A 21,355-nucleotide genomic window follows, 5' to 3' on the forward strand; every position below is an offset into this window, starting at 1 on the left:
GTCTACAGAAATGTTAATAGACTGCAAAGTATATGACGACGGCGCATGTTTAGTTGGTGTCCCGCCGACCGCCCTTCACCGCCGGCGGTGACGCAGAAACAAGCAGGCCGGCCAGGGAGCAGGCCTAAAAATTACATTACCAGGCGACGGATATCGGACATCACATTATTGATGAAGCTGATAAAACGCGCACCGTCGACGCCGTCGATGACTCGGTGGTCATAGGACAGTGACAGCGGCAACATCAATCGTGGCGCGAACTCTTTACCGTTCCACACCGGCTTCATCGACGATTTAGACACTCCGAGTATCGCCACTTCCGGCGCATTGACGATAGGCGTGAACGCCGTACCGCCGATGCCGCCCAGGCTAGAGATGGTGAAACAGCCGCCCTTCATATCCGACGAAGTCAGCTTACCGGCGCGGGCCTTTTTCGAGATCTCCGTCAGCTCGCGTGACAATTCCAGGATGCTTTTTTTATTCACATCGCGGAACACCGGTACCACCAGACCATTCGAGGTATCTACCGCCACGCCAATATTGATGTATTTCTTCAGCGTCAGTTTCTGGGTGTCTTCGGACAGCGAACTGTTAAAACGCGGTAGCTTTTCCAGCCCCTTGGCAACCGCCTTCATGATAAACACCAGCGGGGTGATTTTCACATCTAGCTTCTTCTTCTCGGCCTCGGCGTTCTGCTGCTTGCGGAAGACTTCCATTTCAGTGATATCGGTTTCGTCGAACTGGGTCACATGAGGGACCATCACCCAGTTGCGGTGCAGGTTGGCGCCGGAGATTTTCTGGATCCGCCCCAGCTCCACCTCTTCGGTGTCGCCAAACTTGCTGAAGTCTACTTTTGGCCACGGCAGTAAGCCAGGCAGCGTACCGCCATCGACAGCGGCTTGAGCGGTCTCGGCGCATTTGACCGCCTCCTTGACGTACGCCTGGATATCTTCGCGTAGAATACGGCCTTTGCGCCCGGTACCGTTCACCTTCGCCAAGTTGATGCCGAATTCGCGCGCCAGCCGGCGGATCACTGGGGTCGCGTGCACATAGGTGTCGTTATCGGAAAATTCGCCTTTGCCTTGCGCCGGCGCCGAGGCCACAGCTGCGGCGCTTTCCTTGGCTGCAGTCAGCGCGGGGGCGGCGCCTTTCACATCGAATACCATGATCTGAGAACCGGTGCTGACCTTATCGCCGACGTTAATCTTGATCTCTTTGACGATTCCCGCAAACGGAGCCGGCACTTCCATGGACGCTTTGTCGCCTTCCACGGTAATCAGTGACTGCTCGGCGTCAACTTTATCGCCCACGCTGACCAGAACTTCGGTGACTTCCACCTCATCTGCACCGATATTCGGTACGTTGATTTCAATAGTCATGATTTACTCTACCTCTTACGTCAGACGCGGGTTGACTTTGTCAGCGTCGATGCCGAATTTTCTGATGGCCTGCGCCACCACATCAGCGCCGATATCGCCGCGTTTAGCCAATTCACTCAGCGCCGCAACCACCACATAGCTGGCGTTCACTTCAAAGTGATGACGCAGGTTCGCGCGGCTGTCGGAACGACCGAAACCGTCGGTGCCCAAAGCGTGGAACTCGCTAGCAGGGATGAAGTTACGGATCTGCTCGACGAACAGTTTCATATAATCGGTGGACGCTATCGCCGGAGCATCATTTAGCACGGTGGCCACATAGGGTACGCGCGGCGTTTCGGTTGGATGCAGCATGTTCCAGCGTTTGCAATCCTGGCCATCGCGCGCCAGTTCAGTGAACGAGGTTACGCTGTACACGTCGGAACCCACCTCATACTCTTTCGACAGGATCTGCGCCGCTTCGCGCACGTGGCGCAGGATTGCTCCCGAGCCCATCAGCTGCACTTTGCCTTTGCCGCCTTCCAGCGTTTCCAGCTTGTAGATCCCTTTGCGAATCCCCTCTTCTGCGCCTTTCGGCATGGCGGGCATAGCGTAGTTTTCGTTCAGCGTGGTCAAATAGTAGTAGACGTTTTCTGGCTTATCGCCGTACATCCGGGTTAAACCGTCATGCATAATGATAGCGACTTCATAGGCATAGGCCGGATCGTAGGAAATGCAGTTTGGGATGGTCAGTGACTGAATATGGCTGTGGCCGTCTTCATGCTGCAAGCCTTCACCGTTCAGCGTGGTCCGCCCAGACGTGCCGCCGATAAGGAAGCCGCGCGCCTGCTGATCGCCCGCCGCCCAGCACAGATCGCCGATACGCTGGAAACCGAACATTGAATAGTAGATGTAGAACGGAATCATCGGTAAATCGTTGGTGCTATATGAGGTCGCTGCCGCCAACCAGGAAGACGCCGCGCCCAGCTCGTTGATTCCTTCTTGCAGGATCTGCCCCTTTTCGTCTTCGCGGTAGTAGGCGACCTGCTCGCGGTCCTGCGGCATGTACTGCTGACCGTTAGGGCTATAGATGCCTATTTGGCGAAACAAACCTTCCATGCCGAAAGTACGGGCTTCGTCGGCGATGATCGGCACCAAGCGATCTTTGATCGACCTGTTCTTCAGCATCACGTTCAGCACGCGAACAAAAGCGATGGTGGTGGAGATCTCTTTCTTCTGCTCTTCCAGAAGTGGTGCTAAATCCTCAAGCGTCGGCAGTTCCAGCTGCTCGGTGAAATCCTTCAGGCGGCTCGGCAAATAGCCGTGCAGCGCTTTGCGGTGCTCATGTAGATAGTTGTACTCTTCGGACCCTTCTGCAAAAGTGATATAGGGCAGCGCTTCAATATTATCGTCAGTAATGGCGCTCAGGTTGAAGCGATCGCGGAAGTAGCGTACCCCTTCTATATTCATTTTCTTCACCTGGTGCGCGATATTCATGCCTTCCGCGGTCACACCCATGCCGTAACCTTTGATGGTGTGGGCAAGGATGACCACTGGCTTGCCGGTTGTGTTCTTGGCTTTTTGCAGCGCGGCGTAGATTTTTTTCGGATCGTGTCCACCGCGATTCAGCGCCCATATCTTATCGTCGCTCATGTCTTTCACCAGTGCGGCGGTTTCCGGATATTTACCGAAGAAGTGCTCGCGCACGTAGGCGCCGTTCTTTGATTTAAAGGTCTGGTAGTCGCCGTCGACGGTTTCGTTCATTAATTGAATTAGCTTGCCAGAGGTGTCTTTACGTAGCAGCTCGTCCCAGTGGCCACCCCAGACCACCTTGATCACTTCCCAGCCAGCGCCGCCAAACACACCTTCCAGCTCGTTGATGATCTTACCGTTACCGGTGACCGGCCCATCCAGACGCTGTAGATTGCAGTTGATGATGAACACCAGATTGTCCAGCTTCTCGCGCATCGCGATGGTGATGGCGCCTTTGGATTCCGGCTCATCCATCTCGCCGTCGCCCAGGAAGGCGTAAACTGTCTGATTACTGGTGTCCTTCAGCGAGCGGTGATGCAAATATTTAAGGAATTTAGCCTGATAGATAGCGCTTATGGCCCCCAGACCCATCGACACCGTCGGGAACTGCCAGAACTCCGGCATCAGCTTGGGATGCGGATAGGACGAGAGGCCCTTTCCGCCTACTTCCTGACGGAAGTTGTTCATCTGATCTTCGCTCAGGCGGCCCTCCAGGAAGGCGCGAGCGTAGATGCCAGGGGAAACGTGGCCCTGGAAATAGACCAGGTCGCCGCCGTCTTTGTCGTTGCGAGCACGGAAGAAGTGGTTAAAGCATACTTCATAAATCGTGGCAGAGGACTGGAATGACGCCATATGGCCACCCAGCTCTAAATCTTTCTTCGACGCGTGCAGCACGGTCATGACGGCATTCCAGCGTATAGCGGAGCGGATACGGCGCTCCAGCTCTAAATTGCCCGGATACTCAGGCTCTTCCTCGACCGGAATCGTATTGATGTAATCGCGTCCGGCGGCACCTTGCGCGATGCTTACCCCACCTTTGCGCGCTTCGTTCAACACCTGATCAATCAGGAATTGCGCGCGTTCAATACCTTCTTCACGGATAACCGATTCGATCGCCTGCAACCAGTCGCGTGTTTCGATCGGATCCACGTCATTGTACAAACGTTCTGACATGGTGGTGTTCCTTATCTATCTTTAATATTGGTTTAGTTGGAGCCTATCCTCCTATGCTCTGGCGGCCAGAGCATAGGAGGATAGGCTCATAGCTCCCGCTGCCGTGTAGGCCGCCGTTCCCGGGGCTTAATCCTTACGTTGCTGGAGACGTCGAAGTGATCGTTCGCGCCGGCTATGTTCCCGGCCAAGGTCCAGCAAAATCTCCTCAATAAACTCCAGATGGCGATGTGACGCCTCGCGCGCCTTTTCCGGCTCGCGCGCGACTATCGCGGCGAAAATCTCGGCACGGTGGGTGCTCACTTGAGCCAGCATTTCCCGACGATAGTAAAGCAATTTAAAATTTTGACGCACGCTGTTTTCTAGCATCGGCTCTATACTGCGCACAAGATGCAATAAAACCGTATTATGCGCGGCTTCGGTGACGGCGATTTGATAATTCATGACGGCATCAGCTTCCGCATCGAGATCGACGCTATCCTGCGCCGCCTGAATCGCCTGATGGCACTCACGGATATGCTCGAAATCCTGTTCGGTTCCGCGCAGCGCCGCATAATAGGCGGCAATGCCTTCAAGGGCGTGGCGGGTTTCCAGCAGGTCATATTGTGATTCAGGATGTTCTGCAAATAGTTCGGTCAGCGGATCACTGAAGCTTTGCCACAAATTACTTTGTACAAACGTCCCTCCCCCCTGCCGCCGCAGTAGCAGGCCTTTAGCTTCCAATCGCTGGATGGCTTCCCGCAGCGATGGGCGAGAAACGTCAAATTGCTTTGCCAGTTCACGCTCGGAAGGCAATTTTTCGCCTGGGCGCAGAGTCCCTTCTAGAATCAAATATTTCAATTGCTGTTCTATGACATCCGATAACTTGGGTTGGCGGATCTTACTATAGGCCATTTCTTGTCTTCTCAGCGGATGGCGCATGGTAAATTGGTAATACCAATTAAATTTTAACGGTGCTAAAAGTAGCAAAGTATTCACCTTCTGTCTATCGTGGCTTTAACCTAAATCATCAAATCGCGCACATTCTCACAAAAGCCTGACATCTAAGCTGCGTCAGGTCCGCTGCGTAGCAAAATTATTTTCATACGAAAGGTTATTATTAACGACCATGAAGCGTTCCGTGTAAGCCATGGAAGATGATCTACACTGGGAACCAAGAAAAACACCGCCAAATACATAATTATACAACCCTGATACGACCTTACGAACCCCGGCGATTTTCCGATCGCCGTTACGCCAATCGTCCAGCAAACGACGGCGCCGGTTTATTGCGCGCAAATGTCATAAATCCAGTGCAATGCCACACCGTGACGCGTAAATTAAAACATACAACAACCGTAACTTTGGATAGACACAGCGCTGATTCGGAATCCAGATATCTGCCCGCCATAACGACAGACCATAACGACAAAGATGATTCGATGATGGAAGGCTAACAGCGTGCCGAGACGCTGAAACGCAGGCCAAATCGCCATACTGAGGATTGCGCAAACCATACAAATAGCCGGCCATTCGGTTATTTTGGCTACGCTATTCTGCGGCGTTATCCCTTGGGGCGGCAGAGACTGGACCAGCGTCAGCCTAGTGCTAGCGCAGCACCTAGTGCACTAACTCTGCCACGACTTCCGACGCGCTTTTTGGAGCGGCGAGCTTATCACACGCTGAATGAGGTCCTGGCGCAGTGTCATGGCGAGCAGGCACGGCAAAAGGCCGAATGGTTGGCGCAACTGGCCGAGCCCGCGCTGCTGCTGATGGGCACTATGGTGTGCGGACTGGTGATAATACTTTATGTGCCGCTGCTGTAGTTGGGGGAAGTTTTGACCAATTTAAGCGCAGGACAGCCGTTACCGTCGCGCTCGGCGGCGAGCTAGGAAATATGCAGGTCGACCACGCTTTGCCGCGTTACCCGCGCGAGCTCGACGGCACCAGCATAGCTGAGGTAAACGACAGTTAGGGCGCATCAACGTCACATTAAGGCGTCGCAGGTTACAGTTGAGTGAAGTCCGATTTTCCTGCTCAGCGACACGGATGAAAGTGGTGTGTTTGGTCAACTCCCTCAAGCGCGATGCCCCAACTGATCCACGCTATAATGCTTATACATCGCGGTCAGCACGTCGAAGACGTCAGCACCTTTGCCATGAGAAAAGTTACAACGATATCCATGTTCGCGGCGATAACCGACACGCCGGATCAGCGAAGGTCAGGATATTTGAAGGTGAAATCACGCTGCAGTTCAACATCGGATCAACTTTTCAGCGTGGAGCTTTCAGTCGGATAAGCACGTCCCTGAAACATAACGTTACATCTCCTATACACATAGGGTTTTCCTGATGAAAAGTGGTGAGTCGCTAATCAAGATCAGATACAATTTGTCTGTTCCAGTAGCGGCATCATGCGCGTGCGCGGGATTAAGGTTAGAGCAAGACTGCAGAATCTGCCCGTTTTACGGTACAATCGTACCAATTATCTTGGGTCACGAGAGCCCTTCAGAGTGAGGCAGTTAACGTGATGCAATACATTGTTGCTATGACCGGCGGTATCGGCAGCGGTAAAAGCACGATGGCTAACGCCTTCACTGCCCTCGGCGTGCCAGTAGTGGATGCCGACGTAATTGCACGGAAGGTGGTCGAGCTAGGCAGCCCGTCCCTGCGTGCCATCGCGCAACGATTTGGTCCGGCGGTGCTGAACATGGACGGGTCACTGGATCGCGCCGCGCTTAGAGCGCGTATTTTCAGCGATCCAGAAAAGAAAGCCTGGCTTAACGGTCTACTCCATCCGCTTATTAAACGGCAAACCGAGCAGCAGTTGCGCTCCGCCTGCGCGCCGTACGTGTTGTGGGTCGTGCCGCTGCTTATTGAGAATAAGCTGCAACAACGCGCCGATCGGGTGCTGGTGGTGGATGTGGCACGCGAGGTGCAGATCGCGCGCACACTCAGCCGGGACGACGTCAGCCGCGAGCAGGTAGAGAACATTTTGGCGGCGCAAGTGCCGCGTCAGCGGCGTCTGGCCTGTGCGGACGATATTATTGATAATAGCGGGCGCCCAGAGGAAGTAACGGATTGCGTTGCTACTTTGCATCGACGCTATCTTGCGCTTGCGGCATCAGCAACCCGACAGGATAAATCACTTATGAGTGACGTTTACTAGACAACAGCGCTACTTGAATATCCGTTAGATGAAAATGCGGACTTGTCTGCGGTTGACGTTCCTATGGATGCTTATCTCCAAACGCGGGATTCGCTCGACGCCGCGCTGACCCGTATTCTGAATATCGTGCACCACATTCCAGACCCGTTCAAAAACAAATCAGCCTGAACGGCTTCTTCCAGGATAACGCTAGAGGAGGGGATTTGCTGTGGTTGTGCGTTCCTGTCGAGTATTAACTCTATCTGCAAGCTTTCGGCCATAAAATCCGTTGTGCTATCAGCTTATCCCTGGACAGCGCGAGCGGCGTGATGCCGAATTATCTCCCTGTTTGAACTGGCCAGTTGTGAGGAGTAATTACATGAGCGACGATATTGTTAACGTCACCTGTCCAACCTGCAGCCAAGGGGTGGAGTGGAGCCAGAAAAGCCCGTTCCGACCGTTTTGCAGCAAACGCTGCCAGTTGATAGATCTTGGCGAATGGGTGGAAGAGGAAAAGCGTATTTCAAGCGATGTGCAAATCACTGATAGCGACGAGTAGAGTACACCCGCCACGAGCGAACGGCGACAGCGGCGGCAATGCGTTACACCGTCGCTTGCGGTACATCTTAGCGGTAGGTGTCGCGTCCACCGCCTCTTTCCCTCGGTTTTCTTTTATATAGAACCGCTAATGTCACGCCGACCCCGTCGAGAAATAAACACGTTTGCCGTGCAGGAACCGCCGCCTACCGAGACATCGCGCCGCAGGGGAGTGCCACGCCAGTGCTCCGCCAAAGAAATAAAACGCCAACTGTCGCTCGGCGAAGTGATTCTGGATCGTCGCCAGCAAATGGGTCTGCTTGACATCAAGCCGGTCTCTTCACAGGTTCACGGTACAGAGCCTGTTCGTGGCTCTCTCCTAGCTCAACTGTACCGCCGAAAAACTCCCAAAAACCGCCCATACGGACTTCTGCCGGGCGGCGCGGGCGATAAATATTTCCCGCCTGGCGCTACAGATGATACCACCGAGATGGTTCGTATCGTCATAGCTGTCAGCGCTCCTTAAGATCCACACGCCTTTTTAATAAAATACCCGGCGAACCGGGCGTAGATGAACGACTGCTGGCCGCTTGACATCAAGCTTACCGCAATTTACCGTGACAGTATTTGAATTTCTTGCCGGAACCGCACGGGCAAGGATCGTTGCGCCCGACTTTGTGGCCTTTCTGCGCCAAAGAAGCGCTGCTGGAGGCGAGTTCCGCTATCGACGCCTGATGGCTGAGCTGCTGCTGTTTAGCCAGACGCTCAGCTTCTTCGCGCCGTTGCTGCTTCATTGCCTCTACCTCTTCCGGCACGCGTACCTGCACCTTGCTCAGGGTGCTGATTGCTTCATATTTCAGCGACTCCAGCATAGCGGTGAACATCACAAAGGATTCGCGCTTGTACTCCTGCTTCGGATCTTTTTGCACATAGCCGCGCAGATGGATGCCCTGACGCAAGTAGTCCATCGCCACCAAATGCTCTTTCCAAAAGGAATCAAGCGTTTGCAACATAACACCTTTCTCGAAGTTGCGCATCATGTCGCTTCCGACAATCTCCTCCTTACGCTGATATTGCACCAACATCTGTTCAAGCACGCGCTCACGCAGGGCCTCTTCGTGCGGGCCCGGCTCATCGTCCAGCCATTGGCCGATAGGCATCTCCAGATCAAAATCATCTTTCAAACGCTGCTCAAGTCCGGGCACATTCCACATTTCTTCCAGCGATTGCGGCGGAATGTAGCTATCGAGAATAGTTTTCAACACATCCTCGCGGATGCCCTTAATAGTCTCGCTAATATCCGCCACATCGAGCAATTCGTTTCGCTTGGTGTAGATCGCACGACGCTGATCGTTGGCGACGTCATCATACTCCAACAGTTGCTTACGGATATCAAAGTTGCGGCTTTCCACCTTACGCTGGGCATTGGCAATCGCCTTTGTGACCCACGGGTGCTCAATGGCTTCGCCCGGTTTCATACCCAATTTACGCATCATGCCGGAGATGCGATCTGATGCAAAAATGCGCATCAGAGCATCTTCCATCGACAAGTAAAAACGGGATGAGCCGGCATCACCTTGGCGGCCGGAGCGGCCGCGCAGCTGATTGTCGATACGGCGCGATTCATGACGCTCGGTGCCGATGATGTGCAGGCCACCGGCGGCCAGCACCGCCTCATGGCGCCGCTGCCAAGCATCTTTGATAGCGGTGATCTGCTGCTCATCCGGCGCTTCCAGGGCTGCGATTTCCGCCTCCCAGCTGCCGCCAAGTACGATATCGGTACCTCGGCCGGCCATGTTGGTAGCGATGGTCACTGCCCCTGGCTGGCCAGCTTGAGCGACGATCTCTGCCTCCATGGCGTGGAATTTGGCGTTGAGCACTTTATGCGCGATGCCGGCTTTTTCCAGCTCGCCGGAAACCAACTCTGATTTTTCAATAGAGATGGTCCCTACCAGAACCGGCTGGCCACGTTTGGTACAGGTTTTGATGTCCTCGATTATCGCGTCGATTTTTTCTTTTTCCGTCATGTAAACCAGATCGGCCAAATCTTTGCGGATCATCGGACGGTTAGTGGGCACAACGATGGTATCAAGTTTATAGATAGAGCTGAATTCAAACGCTTCGGTATTGGCAGTGCCGGTCATTCCGGCAAGTTTCTCATACAGGCGGAAGTAGTTCTGGAAAGTGATAGACGCCAGCGTCTGGTTTTCATTCTGGATCGCCACGTTTTCTTTCGCCTCCACCGCCTGGTGCAGCCCGTCGGACCAGCGGCGGCCCGGCATGGTGCGGCCCGTGTGTTCGTCAACGATAAGAACTTCACCATCTTTGACGATATAATCCACATCTCGGGCTAGCAACACGTGGGCGCGCAGAGCGGAGGTCACATGATGCATCAGCATGATGTTGGCGGGAGAGTAGAGCGATTCGCCCTCCTCCATGATCCCGGCTTTCACCAGTAGTTCTTCAATCAGCACTAGCCCCCGTTCGGTCAGGTTCACCTGGCGGGATTTCTCATCCACCGAGAAGTGCCCCTCGCCCTGAAAGCTTTCGGAATCCTCTTTGTCCTGGCGAATCAAATGCGGGATCAATTTGTCGACGCGGCGATACATATCGGAGCTGTCTTCCGCCGGGCCGGAGATAATCAGGGGGGTGCGGGCTTCATCGATCAGAATAGAATCCACTTCATCCACCAGCGCGTAATATAATTTACGCTGCACCCGCTCCTCCGGGCTGAATGCCATATTGTCGCGCAGATAGTCAAAGCCGTACTCGTTGTTGGTGCCGTAGGTGATATCGGCGGCGTACGCGGCTCGCTTGGCCGGAGCCGGCAGCCCCGACAAGTTGATGCCGACACTCAACCCAAGAAACTCAAATAGCGGACGGTTGTTTTCCGCATCGCGCTGCGCCAAATAATCGTTCACCGTGACCACATGGACGCCTTTGCCGCCGAGGGCGTTAAGGTAGGCCGGCAGTGTGGCTGTCAAGGTTTTCCCTTCACCTGTGCGCATTTCGGCGATACAGCATTTGTTAAGCACTATACCGCCCATCAATTGCACATCGAAATGACGCATACCGAATACACGCTTGCTGGCCTCGCGCACTACGGCAAAGGCTTCCGGCAGCAGGCTGTCGACGGTCGCCCCTTTGGCAATACGCTCACGGAATTCGATGGTTTTGGCCGTGAGCTGTTTGTCGCTCAACTGCTCCATTGCCGATTCCATCTGGTTGATAGCGTCTACCGCCTTACTCATGCTACGCATGGTACGATCATTACGGCTGCCAAAAATTTTGGTAAGTAATTTTGCTAGCATAGTCAGTTACATCTCATCACGGCCACGCCCATCGGCGGCCAAAAGGGTTAAGCGGCCTCGTGCGCAGCTGTCCGCCAAATCTGGCCGTGACCATCCAAACAGGAGGTGCGGCTAGAAATAACGTCTGCCAAATTGTCGTCAACGATTTAAAATACCCATTGCACGATAATGTCTTCTGCCGGAGTGTTGTTATGCGCCATAGTCGTCCACACCCCATCGACAGCCTATTTGGCGATGCCGCTGAGACGGGCCGCCAGTCCCTCTCAAAGATTAAGCAGCGGGCCATCATGTTGCTTAATCTCAACCACGCGGTTAGCACGTTGTTGCCGGCACCGCTGCGCCCCTGGTGCTGCGTTGCCAACGTCCGCCAGAGCGTGATGGTGCTGGAAACTGCCAATGCCAGCTGGAAGATGCGGTTGCTATATGAACAACCTCAATTATTATCCGCATTAAGAGCGAAAATTCTACCATCATTGTCGTCCATCGACATCAGGATTAACCCTGGCTTGGAGAGAAAACAGGAATTAAACGCGCAAAATAACGACAGCGGCCGGCAACATCGCCGGCCGCTCAAGGAAAAGCCGAGGCAATTGAGCGCGCAGAGCGCGGTATCTATTCGCCATGTGGCGGCACGCAGCGAAGGGAAATTAAAGAGCGCGCTGGAACGACTGGCAGAGCTGGCCGGAGAGAGTGCCAACCCCGCCAGTCGTGGGAAATAGACGCCCAACCACTACCCCTGCCGGCGTAAGCCGGAACGCCGTCTTGAAACGCTACGCCACTGTGCACCGACGACCCTCATGCCATAACGAGGGAAGGTTCCTTGAACGCCAACGGCAGTTCCGCCTCGTCCTCGAAGGTCACCAGTTCCCAAGCTTCCTGGCACGCTAGCACCGCCTGCAACAGCTTGTTGTTCATGGCGTGGCCGGATTTGAAAGCAGTAAAAGCGCCAATGATGTTATGGCCGCACATAAACAGGTCGCCTATGGCGTCGAGCATTTTATGGCGGACAAACTCATCTTCAAAGCGCAGGCCATCTTCATTCAGTACCCGGTAGTCATCGACCACGATAGCGCAGTCGAAACTGCCGCCAAGGGCTAGCCCGCGAGATTGCAGGTACTCAATATCGCGTATGAAGCCAAAGGTGCGTGCGCGGCTTATCTGGCGAACGAACGACTCCGCGGAGAAGTTCAGAAAATAACGTTGCGAGCTGGCATCAATCGCAGGATGTTTGAAGTCGATGGTGAAATCGAGCGTAAAGCCGTTATACGGCGCCAGCTCGGCCCATTTATCCCCATCCTCAACGCGCACCGCCTGTTTAAGACGCAAGAATTTTTTGGCGCAGTTAAGTTCCTCAATACCGGCATCCAGCAGAAGGTAAACGAAGGGGCTGGCGCTACCGTCCATGATCGGGATTTCAGGTGCATCCACTTCAACGATGATGTTGTCGATCCCCGATCCCGCCAGCGCTGCGTTCAGGTGCTCAACGGTGGAAATGCGCACGTTATGCTCACTCACCAAGCAAGTGCACAGCATAGTGTCGCGCACCGACCTGGCGTCTGCGGGGAAATCCACCGGCGGGTTTAAATCGGTTCGACGATAGATGACCCCGGTGTTTGCCGGTGCAGAACGTAGTGTAAGTGTGACCTTTTTGCCGGTATGTAATCCCACACCGGCGGCTTGCACGATACGTTTTAATGTCCGCTGTTTGATCATCTATTTTTCTCGTAATGTTTAACCACACCGCTTACCCTGCCTAGTACAGAGGAGAGTGGACTGGCCAGTGTAGCACAAAGAGCGATGCTTCCCAAAGCGGCACGGTTTAATCTGCCTGTTTACGTAGAAACGCCGGAATATCCAGATAGTCAGGTTCCTTACTTCCCTGGACGTTTTGCTCATTGAGCGCCTTGACCACCGTCTTCTGCTCCTGAGCGAGTGAAGACAAGCCCGCGGCATGATCGCGGTAGCGGTTATCCATAACCGGCGGGTTGTTCTGCTTGTTAGTCACTAGCGTGATTTCTGGGCGCTTATCCATGCCGATGCCGGTGGCCACGACGGTAACGCGCAGTTCGTCGTTCATATCTGGATCCAGCGAGGTACCGATGACAACGGTGGCGTTGTCGGAGGCGAAAGCGCGAATAGTGTTACCTACAGTTTCAAATTCGTCCAGACGCAGGTCGAAGCCGGCGGTGATGTTGACTAGTACACCACGGGCGCCGGACAGATCGATATCTTCAAGTAGCGGGCTGGAAATCGCTATTTCCGCCGCTTCTTCCGCGCGATCCTCGCCGCAAGCGACGCCGGACCCCATCATAGCGTAACCCATCTCCGACATGACGGTGCGCACGTCGGCGAAGTCGACGTTCATCAGGCCCGGACGAGTGATAAGTTCAGCGATACCTTGCACCGCACCTTTCAGTACGTCGTTGGCGGCGCCGAAAGCGTCCAGCAGCGAAATGCCGCGGCCCAGAACTTTCAGCAGTTTATCATTAGGTATGGTGATAAGCGAGTCGACATACTTTGAGAGTTCAGCAATGCCCTGTTCGGCGAACGCCATGCGTTTTTTGCCTTCAAAGTTGAAGGGCTTGGTAACCACGGCAACGGTCAAGATACCCAGATCCTTAGCGACTTCCGCGACAACCGGCGCGGCGCCCGTGCCAGTGCCCCCGCCCATGCCAGCGGCGATAAACACCATGTCGGCGCCCTCAAGAGCAGCCCGCAGCGCTTCGCGGTCCTCCTCGGCGGAGTTGCGGCCGACTTCAGGATTGGCGCCGGCTCCGAGCCCTTTAGTGATACTGCTACCGATCTGGATAGTCTGGCCAACGGACGTCTTACGCAATGCCTGTGCATCGGTATTTACTGCGAAAAAGTCCACGCCTTCGATGCGCTCGCGCACCATATGCTCGACCGCGTTGCCACCGCCGCCGCCGACACCGATGACTTTAATCACCGCGTCGTTGGTTAATTCCATAGGTTCAAACATAATTTCTCTCCGTTTTGTACCTGTCGCTTCGGAATCGGCCGCCTGTACAGCCGGATTCCGTCTTAAAAATCGTTAAAATTCTTTGCGCAGCCAGCCACTGAACCGATTCAACCATGTGCCGACCGACGTTCGTCTTTCCACATCCACTTCGCCGTTTAAATATGACTCTTTACCGTAATGCAGTAACCCAACGGCGGTCGAATAATAGGGCTCCTGCGCATAATCCGTCAGACCGGTGATATTCAGGGGCTGGCCGATGCGTACCTGGGTATGGAATACCCGCTGTGCGCAGGCTGCCAGACCGTCGATTTGCGCCGCGCCGCCGGTCAGCACGATGCCCGCGGCCAGATGATTCTTTACCCCCTGCGCCCGCAGCTGTTCTTGTAGCTGTAAAATTTCATCATTGACCAGGTTCAACAGCTCGGTATAACGCGGCTCGATCACCTCGGCCAGGGTCTGGCGCTGTAGGCTGCGCGGCGGTCGTCCGCCGACGCTCGGCACTTCAACGCTTTCGTCCTTACTGACCACTGACCCTAGCGCGCAGCCGTGGCGAACTTTGATCGCCTCAGCGTCGGTGGGCGGCGTACCGAAGGCATAGGCGATGTCGCTAGTAACTACGTTACCGGCATAGGGGATCACCTTGGTGTGGCGCAGCGCGCCGGCGGTATAGATCGCCATGTCCATGGCGCCGCCACCAATATCCACTACACACACGCCCAGCTCGCGTTCATCTTCCGTCAGCACAGCATAGCTTGATGCCAGACCTGCGAAAATCAGTTGGTCAACTTTCAGTCCGCAACGTTCAACCGCTTTAACAATGTTCTTCGCCATATCATTATGGCAGGTAATCAGGTGAACTTTGGCCTGCATCCGCACGCCAGACAGGCCAATCGGGTTTTTTATTCCTTCCTGATGGTCAATCGCGTAATCCTGCGGAATCACGTGTAAGATGCGGTGCTCGTCACGCACACGCACCGATTTGGCAGTATGCACCACATTCTCGACGTCTTCCTGCGTTACTTCTTCTTCGGAAATCGGCACCATGCCGATTTCATTCTGGCAGCTGATATGTTTGCCGGACAGGGCAAGATACACCGACGAGATCTGGCAGTCCGCCATCAACTCCGCCTGATCGATGGCGCGCTGCACGCATTTCACCACCGATTCCAAATCGTTAACGCCACCTTTATCCATGCCGCGCGACGGGCAATTGCCGGCACCGATGATATTCACCATACCATCTGGCAACACCTCCCCTACCAGCGCGGCTACCTTGGCCGTGCCGATCTCTAGTCCCACTACCAGTTTTCTGTCCGTCGCCTTGATCATTGTTGTTCTGCCTGTACCTGAATCTGTTGCTGATTACTGCCTTCCGGCTCGATATGGGCCGCTGCCCATCCGACGGCTAAGCCCGAGTCATAGCGCAGGTCCACGTAACTTATGTGCTTATTCTTGGCCTGCTGGAGTAGAACCGGATAAATCCCTATAAAGCGCTGCAGGCGCCTGGCCCTGTTCTCACGACCGAGCTCCAACCGGGTATCGTCCTTTAGCGTTAACTGCCACGAATGGCGGGCGCTCATGCTGACTGCCTTAAGCTGAAACTTGGCGGCCGTCAGCACTTCATTCATAGTACGGTAGACGGTCAAGACGTCTTGCTCGCTGCCTTCCGGACCATAAAGCATCGGCATGAGCTGATTGTCGATGCTCTGCGCCGGCGCGCTGAACACCTTGCCGCTGCCGTCCAACAGATGTAAATCATTCCAACGCGCTACCGGCACATACTCCAGCACGTGGATTTTCAACTCGTCCGGCCATTGTTTACGCACGCTCACCTGCTTAATCCACGGCATGCGCTCTATCTGCTGCTGGATGACATTGACGTCCTGGGTCATAAAGGCACCCGGCGCTCTCAGCGCCAGAATCGCCTGGCGAATGTCGTCATTGGTGGTGTAATGGCGCTCGCCGGTCACCACCAGCCGGGACAGCGGTAAACGATGGGGAGCTTTCATCCAGTCCACAACCATCCAGCCTCCCCAGACGATGGCACCAAGTACCATCAGCAGGAAAATCGACCCCCTGAGCTGGCCACCGCCGCTGCGTTCTGCAGCGGCCCTTTCCGTCTCACGGTTGCGTACATTTATCGCCGCCTGCGACATGTCAGACCGCTCCCGCCGCAATAACCGTCGGCGCATGTCGGAACTGGCCAGGCCGTTTAACCATGATGTCCCTCGCCCAGCTGCGGCTGCAGCTTGCTATCGGCCAGTTTACGGGCGATTTTGCCCACCGTGCCGGCACCCTGCATCAGCACCAAATCGTTATCCTGCAAGACCTGTGCCAGCGTCGATAGCAGCGCATCTATATCCAGTACCAAAATCGGGTCCACCTTACCACGCCCGCGTATGGTGCGGCACAGAGAGCGGCTGTCAGCGCCGGGAATTGGCGCTTCGCCGGCAGGATACACATCCAGCATCAACAGCACATCCACACCGGACAAGACGTTGGCAAAGTCGTCGTATAAATCCCGCGTGCGAGTGTAGCGGTGCGGCTGAAACACCATTACCAGCCGTTTGTTCGGCCAGCCTGCTCGAGCCGCTTTGATGGTGGCATCCACTTCGGTCGGGTGATGACCATAATCGTCAACCAGCATGACCTCGCCCGTTTTACCGTTGACGTGGGTCAAATCATAGCGGCCCAAATCGTCAAAGCGGCGGCCCGTCCCTTGAAATTGCAGCATCGCCCGCAAAATACTCTCGTCATTGATGCCCTCTTCGGTCGCCACCGCAATCGCCGCCATCGCATTCAGCGCATTGTGTCGGCCTGGCGCATTGAGCTCTACGCGCAAATCGGGCTTATCCTGGCGAGTGAAGGCAAAACTGCTGCGCAGGCCCTCCTGACGGTAATCGGTAATGCATAAATCAGCGTCGTCGCTAAAACCATAGGTGGTAATCTGTCGCCCAACGCGGGGCAGCAGTTCGCGGATCACCGGATCGTCGGTACACACCACCGCACGGCCGTAAAACGGCAAATTGTGCAGAAAGTTGATGAATGTCTGCTTCAAATTCTCAAAGTCGCCCTGGTAAGTATCCATGTGGTCGGCTTCGATATTGGTGATAATCGCCACCATCGGCTGCAAATGCAGGAAAGAGGCGTCGCTTTCGTCGGCCTCGGCAATCAGGTAACGGCTACAACCCAGGCGGGCATGGGCGCCGGCGGCTTTTACTAGGCCGCCGTTAATAAAGGTCGGATCCAGGCCGGCCTCGGCGTAAATACTGGCCACCATCGCGGTCGTGGTGGTTTTGCCGTGGGTGCCAGCGATGGCGATACCGTGACGAAAACGCATCAACTCCGCTAACATTTCTGCGCGCTGAATCACCGGAATACGCGCCTCTTTGGCCGCTACAATCTCCGGGTTATCGGGGGCGATAGCGCTCGACACCACCACCACGCTGACGTTGTTGATATTCTCAGGACGGTGGTTAAAAAAGATCTGCGCGCCCAGGTCAGTCAGTTGCTGCGTCACCGCGTTCGGCGCCAGATCGGAACCGCTGATTTGATAGCCCTCGTTTGCCAGCACTTCCGCGATACCACCCATACCGGCACCACCGATGCCAACAAAATGGATTTGCCTGACGCGGCGCATCTCGGGGACAAAAGTTCGCAATTTAGCCAGTTGTTGTGTATTCACAGTATTATCGCTTAAGTCAAAAACGCTCTGGACGGCACGGCCTGTCCGGTCTTGTCGACGTGCGACTTAGGCGCCAGCCGCCGCCACTTCCCGCGCCACCCGCTCCGTCGCGTCGGGAATAGCCGTTGCCCTGGCGCGCTGCGCCATACGCAGAAGCGTCAGTCGATCCCAACCTGCCAGCACGTCGCTGACCCGCTCGGCGGTAAAGGCCGGCTGTTCGATGATTTTTGCCGCGCCCGCCTGCTCCAGCGGCCGCGCGTTCCAATACTGTTGACGATCTTTGTGCATAAATGGCACAAACAGCGCCGGCAAACCGGCGGCGGCGATTTCGCTCACCGTCAGCGCACCGGCGCGACATACTACCACATCCGCCCAGGTGTAGGCGGCGGCCATATCGTCGATAAACTCCACCACCAGGTGCTGAGTCTCGCCGGCCGTTGCGTAGGCTCGGTTGACCTCATCCAGCGCCCCTTTACCCACCTGATGCCACATAGTCAAGGTGTTCGCCAAGCGGGCGGCAACCGCTGGCATGGTCTGATTCAGCACCCGTGCACCTTGGCTACCGCCGATCACTAAGACCCGAATCGGGCCGGTGCGTTCGAGAAAGCGCACGTCGGGCGCCGGCAGCGCCAGTACCGCATCACGCACCGGATTGCCCACCACATCGGCATGAGGGAACGCGCCGGAAAACGCTTGTAGCACTTTGTGTGCGATTTTCGCCAGACTACGATTGGTCAGGCCGGCAATGCCGTTCTGCTCATGCAGCACGACCGGGATGCCGCAGCTCCAGGCCGCCAGACCGCCTGGTCCAGAGACATAGCCGCCCATCCCCAGTACCACATCTGGCCGCCAGGAACGCATGATGCACCGCGCCTGACGCCAGGCGCGCCAGATACGCATCGGCGCTATCAGCTGCGCTTTCATACCTTTGCCGCGCAGGCCACTGATGCGAATAAAATCGATGTCGATGCCGTGTTGCGGCACCAAACTGGCCTCCATACGATCGGCGGTGCCGAGCCAGCGAACCTGCCAGCCTTGCGCCATTAGGTGATGGGCAACCGCCAACCCCGGGAACACATGTCCACCGGTACCGCCCGCCATCACCATCAGCCGCCTGGTCTTTTCCATCATCGCGTCCATCATCGCGGTCCCCTCGTAAATGCTTGCGCCTTGGCCAAGCGCGTCTCAAAATCCACTCTCAGCAGCATTACAATCGCCGTCGACATAATAAGCAAGCTTGAGCCGCCGTAGCTGATTAACGGCAGCGTCAGCCCTTTTGTGGGCAGCATGCCGGCGGCGGCACCCACATTGACCAGCGCCTGGAAGCTAAACCAGATACCGATGGAGCAGGCTAGGAAACCGGAAAAGCGCCGGTCGATTTCCAGCGCTTTGCGGCCGATGGACATCGCGCGGAACGAGACTAAAAAGACCATCAGTAGTGCCAGCACCACGCCAAAATAACCCAGTTCTTCCCCCAAAATGGCGAAAATAAAGTCGGTATGGGCTTCCGGCAAATACTCTAGTTTCTGTATTGAATTGCCCAGTCCTTGCCCCCAAAACTCGCCACGACCAAAGGCCATCAGCGATTGGGTAAGCTGGTACCCACTGCCGAAAGAATCATCCCACGGGTTCCAGAACGAGATCACGCGCCGCATACGATACGGCTCGGCGATAATCAACAGCACCACCGCGACAATACCCGCACCGATAATCGATAAAAATTGCCACAGTTTGGCGCCGGCCAAGAACAGCATCGCCAGAGTGGTGACAAACAGTACCACCACGGTCCCGAGGTCAGGCTGCGCCAGCAGTAGTACCGCCAGCACCATCATCACGCCCATGGGTTTGCAAAATCCCCAGAAGTTAGTACGCACTTCCTCTACTTTGCGCACCAGATAACTGGCCAAGTAGCAAAACAACGCCAGCTTGGACAATTCCGCCGGCTGGATACGCAGCGGACCGAGCGTAATCCAGCGCGACGCGCCATTAACTGAGCTGCCAACCACCAGCACCACCAGTAGCATCACCAAGGTGATAAGCAACATTACCGAGCTATAGCGCTGCCAGACCACCATTGGGATCCTAAGCGTTGTCAGCGACAACACAAACGCCAGACCGAGGTAGAAGGCATCGTGCTTGGCGAAATAGAGCGGGTCGCCCAACAGGCGCGCCCCGATGGGCATCGACGCCGAGGTCACCATCACAAAACCGATACCGGCCAGCCCCAACGTCAGCCACAGCAGCGTGCGGTCATACAGCACATGAGCCGGCGCTTCTGGCTCGCGCGGCCCCATCACCCATGCCTTTAGGCATGAAATCAATCCCAGATCGGAAATGCGCATCAGCCCACCTCCTGCGCCAGGCGCGTGAAGACCTCACCGCGCGCTTCAAAATTGCTAAATTGGTCCAGACTGGCGCAGGCCGGCGACAGCAACACCAAATCCCCTGCCCTCACCCGCGTACCAATGATGCGCATCGCCTGCTCCAACGTCTCAGTGAGAGTGGCGGCGTCGGGACGCAGGGACGCCAGCTGCTCGCCATCCTGCCCGAAACAGTACAGCTGCACCCGATCGCCCTGTACCAAAGGCGAAAGCGGGGTGAAATCAGCGGATTTACCATCGCCGCCCAGCAGCAAATGCAACGTACCCGCCACTGCTAGCCCGTTCAGCGCCGCTTCCGTGCTGCCCACGTTAGTGGCTTTAGAGTCATTAATCCAGCGTACACCATAGCGGTCGTGCACTAGCTCAAAGCGATGCGCCAGACCGCGAAACTGCCGCAGCGCCGCCTGGCTGGCCACCCGCGGAAGACCAATGGCGTCCGCCAGCGCTAGCGCTGCCAGGGCATTGGTATAATTATGACGGCTGCCGACGGTCATTTCGGCGCAATCCAACAGCGGTTCGCCGCGCGCCATTAACCAGGTGTTGCCCGCACGTTGGCTAAGATAATAATCGCCGCGCTCAACACCGAAGCTGACGCAGCGCATGTCATGTCCGCGTTCCGGCAGAGTGAGCGCATCGTCAGCGTTGACCACGCACACCGCTGCATTGCGATAAACTTTCAGTTTGGCCGCCCGGTACTGTTGCAAGCCTAGCGGATAACGGTTCATATGATCTTCGCTGATATTCAGTACGGTCGCCGCCACCGCTTTCAGGCTTTGGGTAGTTTCCAATTGAAAACTCGATAGCTCCAGCACATCCAACTGGCGTGGTGCTTCTAGCAACATCAGCGCCGGCAGGCCGATATTACCGCCGACGCCCACCCGCCAACCGGCGGCGGCGGCCATTTCGCTCACCATGCGGGTGACGGTGCTTTTGCCGTTGGAACCGGTTACCGCCACCATCGGCGTTTGCGTCTCGCGTGCAAACAGTTCAATATCGCCGACAACGGCTATGCCGGCCGCTGCCGCGGCGGCCAACGCGGGATGCGATAGGGGGATGCCGGGGCTGGCGACGATTAGGGTAGCATCGAGCAGCCACGCCTCGTTTAACGATCCCAGCTGACGCGGAACATCGGCTGACAGATGCTCCAGACCCGGTGGCGTAAAGCAAGTGTCCATCACCCGCGGTGTCACGCCGCGGTGGCGAAAGAAGTCAACGCAGGAAAGGCCGGTAAGTCCCAGTCCGATGATGACCACTTGTTCGCCACGATAGTCCGTCAT

Annotated in this window: 16 protein-coding genes and 2 pseudogenes; 5 read left to right on the top strand and 13 right to left on the bottom strand. The window is 55.8% G+C overall.

From position 1 onward, the window contains the following. Positions 1–131: 131 nt before the first annotated feature. From aceF to pdhR, 3 genes and pseudogenes are all read right to left on the bottom strand, one after another. Positions 132–1,367: pseudogene (aceF, locus tag GPOALKHO_RS06920) on the bottom strand (dihydrolipoyllysine-residue acetyltransferase); the annotation flags it as partial. Between the two features lie 27 nt (positions 1,368–1,394). Continuing rightward, complete coding sequence (aceE, locus tag GPOALKHO_RS06925; protein WP_406701863.1) at positions 1,395–4,061, bottom strand: pyruvate dehydrogenase (acetyl-transferring), homodimeric type; 2,667 nt, start codon at positions 4,059–4,061, stop codon at positions 1,395–1,397. 126 nt (positions 4,062–4,187) lie between these two features. Continuing rightward, complete coding sequence (gene pdhR, locus GPOALKHO_RS06930) at positions 4,188–4,952, bottom strand: pyruvate dehydrogenase complex transcriptional repressor PdhR (protein WP_406703429.1); 765 nt, start codon at positions 4,950–4,952, stop codon at positions 4,188–4,190. Positions 4,953–5,695: 743 nt separating this feature from the next. Between pdhR and GPOALKHO_RS06935 the strand changes: the two genes are divergently transcribed. Beyond that, on the top strand, positions 5,696–5,863 hold the full coding sequence (locus GPOALKHO_RS06935) for a hypothetical protein (protein ID WP_406701864.1): 168 nt from the start codon (positions 5,696–5,698) through the stop codon (positions 5,861–5,863). A gap of 269 nt (positions 5,864–6,132) precedes the next feature. Here the strand turns inward: GPOALKHO_RS06935 and GPOALKHO_RS06940 are convergent. Continuing rightward, positions 6,133–6,376: pseudogene (locus GPOALKHO_RS06940) on the bottom strand (GMP reductase); the annotation flags it as partial. Positions 6,377–6,566: 190 nt separating this feature from the next. On the opposite strand from GPOALKHO_RS06940, the gene coaE reads away from it, so the two are divergent. From coaE to GPOALKHO_RS06955, 3 genes are all read left to right on the top strand, one after another. Continuing rightward, complete coding sequence (gene coaE, locus GPOALKHO_RS06945; protein ID WP_406703431.1) at positions 6,567–7,205, top strand: dephospho-CoA kinase; 639 nt, start codon at positions 6,567–6,569, stop codon at positions 7,203–7,205. 358 nt (positions 7,206–7,563) lie between these two features. Further along, on the top strand, positions 7,564–7,743 hold the full coding sequence (yacG, locus tag GPOALKHO_RS06950; protein WP_406701865.1) for a DNA gyrase inhibitor YacG: 180 nt from the start codon (positions 7,564–7,566) through the stop codon (positions 7,741–7,743). Between the two features lie 129 nt (positions 7,744–7,872). After that, positions 7,873–8,247: a hypothetical protein gene (locus GPOALKHO_RS06955; protein WP_406701867.1), complete on the top strand. Its 375-nt coding sequence runs from the start codon at positions 7,873–7,875 to the stop codon at positions 8,245–8,247. Positions 8,248–8,323: 76 nt separating this feature from the next. On the opposite strand, the gene secA is transcribed toward GPOALKHO_RS06955, so the two are convergent. Further along, positions 8,324–11,032 carry a preprotein translocase subunit SecA gene (gene secA / locus GPOALKHO_RS06960; protein ID WP_406701868.1) on the bottom strand — a complete coding sequence of 903 codons (2,709 nt, stop codon included), beginning with the start codon at positions 11,030–11,032 and terminating at the stop codon, positions 8,324–8,326. 191 nt (positions 11,033–11,223) lie between these two features. Between secA and GPOALKHO_RS06965 the strand changes: the two genes are divergently transcribed. After that, complete coding sequence (locus GPOALKHO_RS06965) at positions 11,224–11,751, top strand: DUF721 domain-containing protein (RefSeq protein ID WP_406701869.1); 528 nt, start codon at positions 11,224–11,226, stop codon at positions 11,749–11,751. A 76-nt stretch (positions 11,752–11,827) separates the two neighbouring features. On the opposite strand, the gene lpxC is transcribed toward GPOALKHO_RS06965, so the two are convergent. The 8 genes from lpxC to murD all read right to left on the bottom strand — a co-directional run bounded on the left by lpxC (position 11,828) and on the right by murD (position 21,355). Beyond that, positions 11,828–12,745, bottom strand: coding sequence for a UDP-3-O-acyl-N-acetylglucosamine deacetylase (gene lpxC / locus GPOALKHO_RS06970; protein ID WP_406701871.1), 918 nt, complete (start codon positions 12,743–12,745; stop codon positions 11,828–11,830). A 106-nt stretch (positions 12,746–12,851) separates the two neighbouring features. Further along, positions 12,852–14,012, bottom strand: a complete 1,161-nt coding sequence (gene ftsZ / locus GPOALKHO_RS06975; RefSeq protein ID WP_406701873.1) for a cell division protein FtsZ — start codon at positions 14,010–14,012, stop codon at positions 12,852–12,854. Positions 14,013–14,084: 72 nt separating this feature from the next. Next, positions 14,085–15,341, bottom strand: a complete 1,257-nt coding sequence (gene ftsA / locus GPOALKHO_RS06980; RefSeq protein WP_406701875.1) for a cell division protein FtsA — start codon at positions 15,339–15,341, stop codon at positions 14,085–14,087. Beyond that, on the bottom strand, positions 15,338–16,168 hold the full coding sequence (gene ftsQ, locus GPOALKHO_RS06985; RefSeq protein WP_406701876.1) for a cell division protein FtsQ: 831 nt from the start codon (positions 16,166–16,168) through the stop codon (positions 15,338–15,340). The genes ftsA and ftsQ overlap by 4 nt, the downstream gene beginning before the upstream one ends. A 56-nt stretch (positions 16,169–16,224) precedes the next feature. After that, positions 16,225–17,697, bottom strand: coding sequence for a UDP-N-acetylmuramate--L-alanine ligase (gene murC / locus GPOALKHO_RS06990; protein ID WP_406701878.1), 1,473 nt, complete (start codon positions 17,695–17,697; stop codon positions 16,225–16,227). 66 nt (positions 17,698–17,763) lie between these two features. Then, on the bottom strand, positions 17,764–18,828 hold the full coding sequence (murG, locus tag GPOALKHO_RS06995; RefSeq protein WP_406703432.1) for an undecaprenyldiphospho-muramoylpentapeptide beta-N-acetylglucosaminyltransferase: 1,065 nt from the start codon (positions 18,826–18,828) through the stop codon (positions 17,764–17,766). An 8-nt stretch (positions 18,829–18,836) separates the two neighbouring features. Then, entirely contained in the window at positions 18,837–20,039 is a 1,203-nt protein-coding gene (gene ftsW / locus GPOALKHO_RS07000) for a cell division protein FtsW (RefSeq protein WP_406701879.1), read from the bottom strand. Next, entirely contained in the window at positions 20,039–21,355 is a 1,317-nt protein-coding gene (gene murD / locus GPOALKHO_RS07005) for a UDP-N-acetylmuramoyl-L-alanine--D-glutamate ligase (protein ID WP_406701880.1), read from the bottom strand. The genes ftsW and murD overlap by 1 nt, the downstream gene beginning before the upstream one ends.

Source organism: Sodalis sp. (in: enterobacteria), assembly GCF_036327475.1.
Taxonomy (GTDB): Bacteria; Pseudomonadota; Gammaproteobacteria; order Enterobacterales; family Enterobacteriaceae.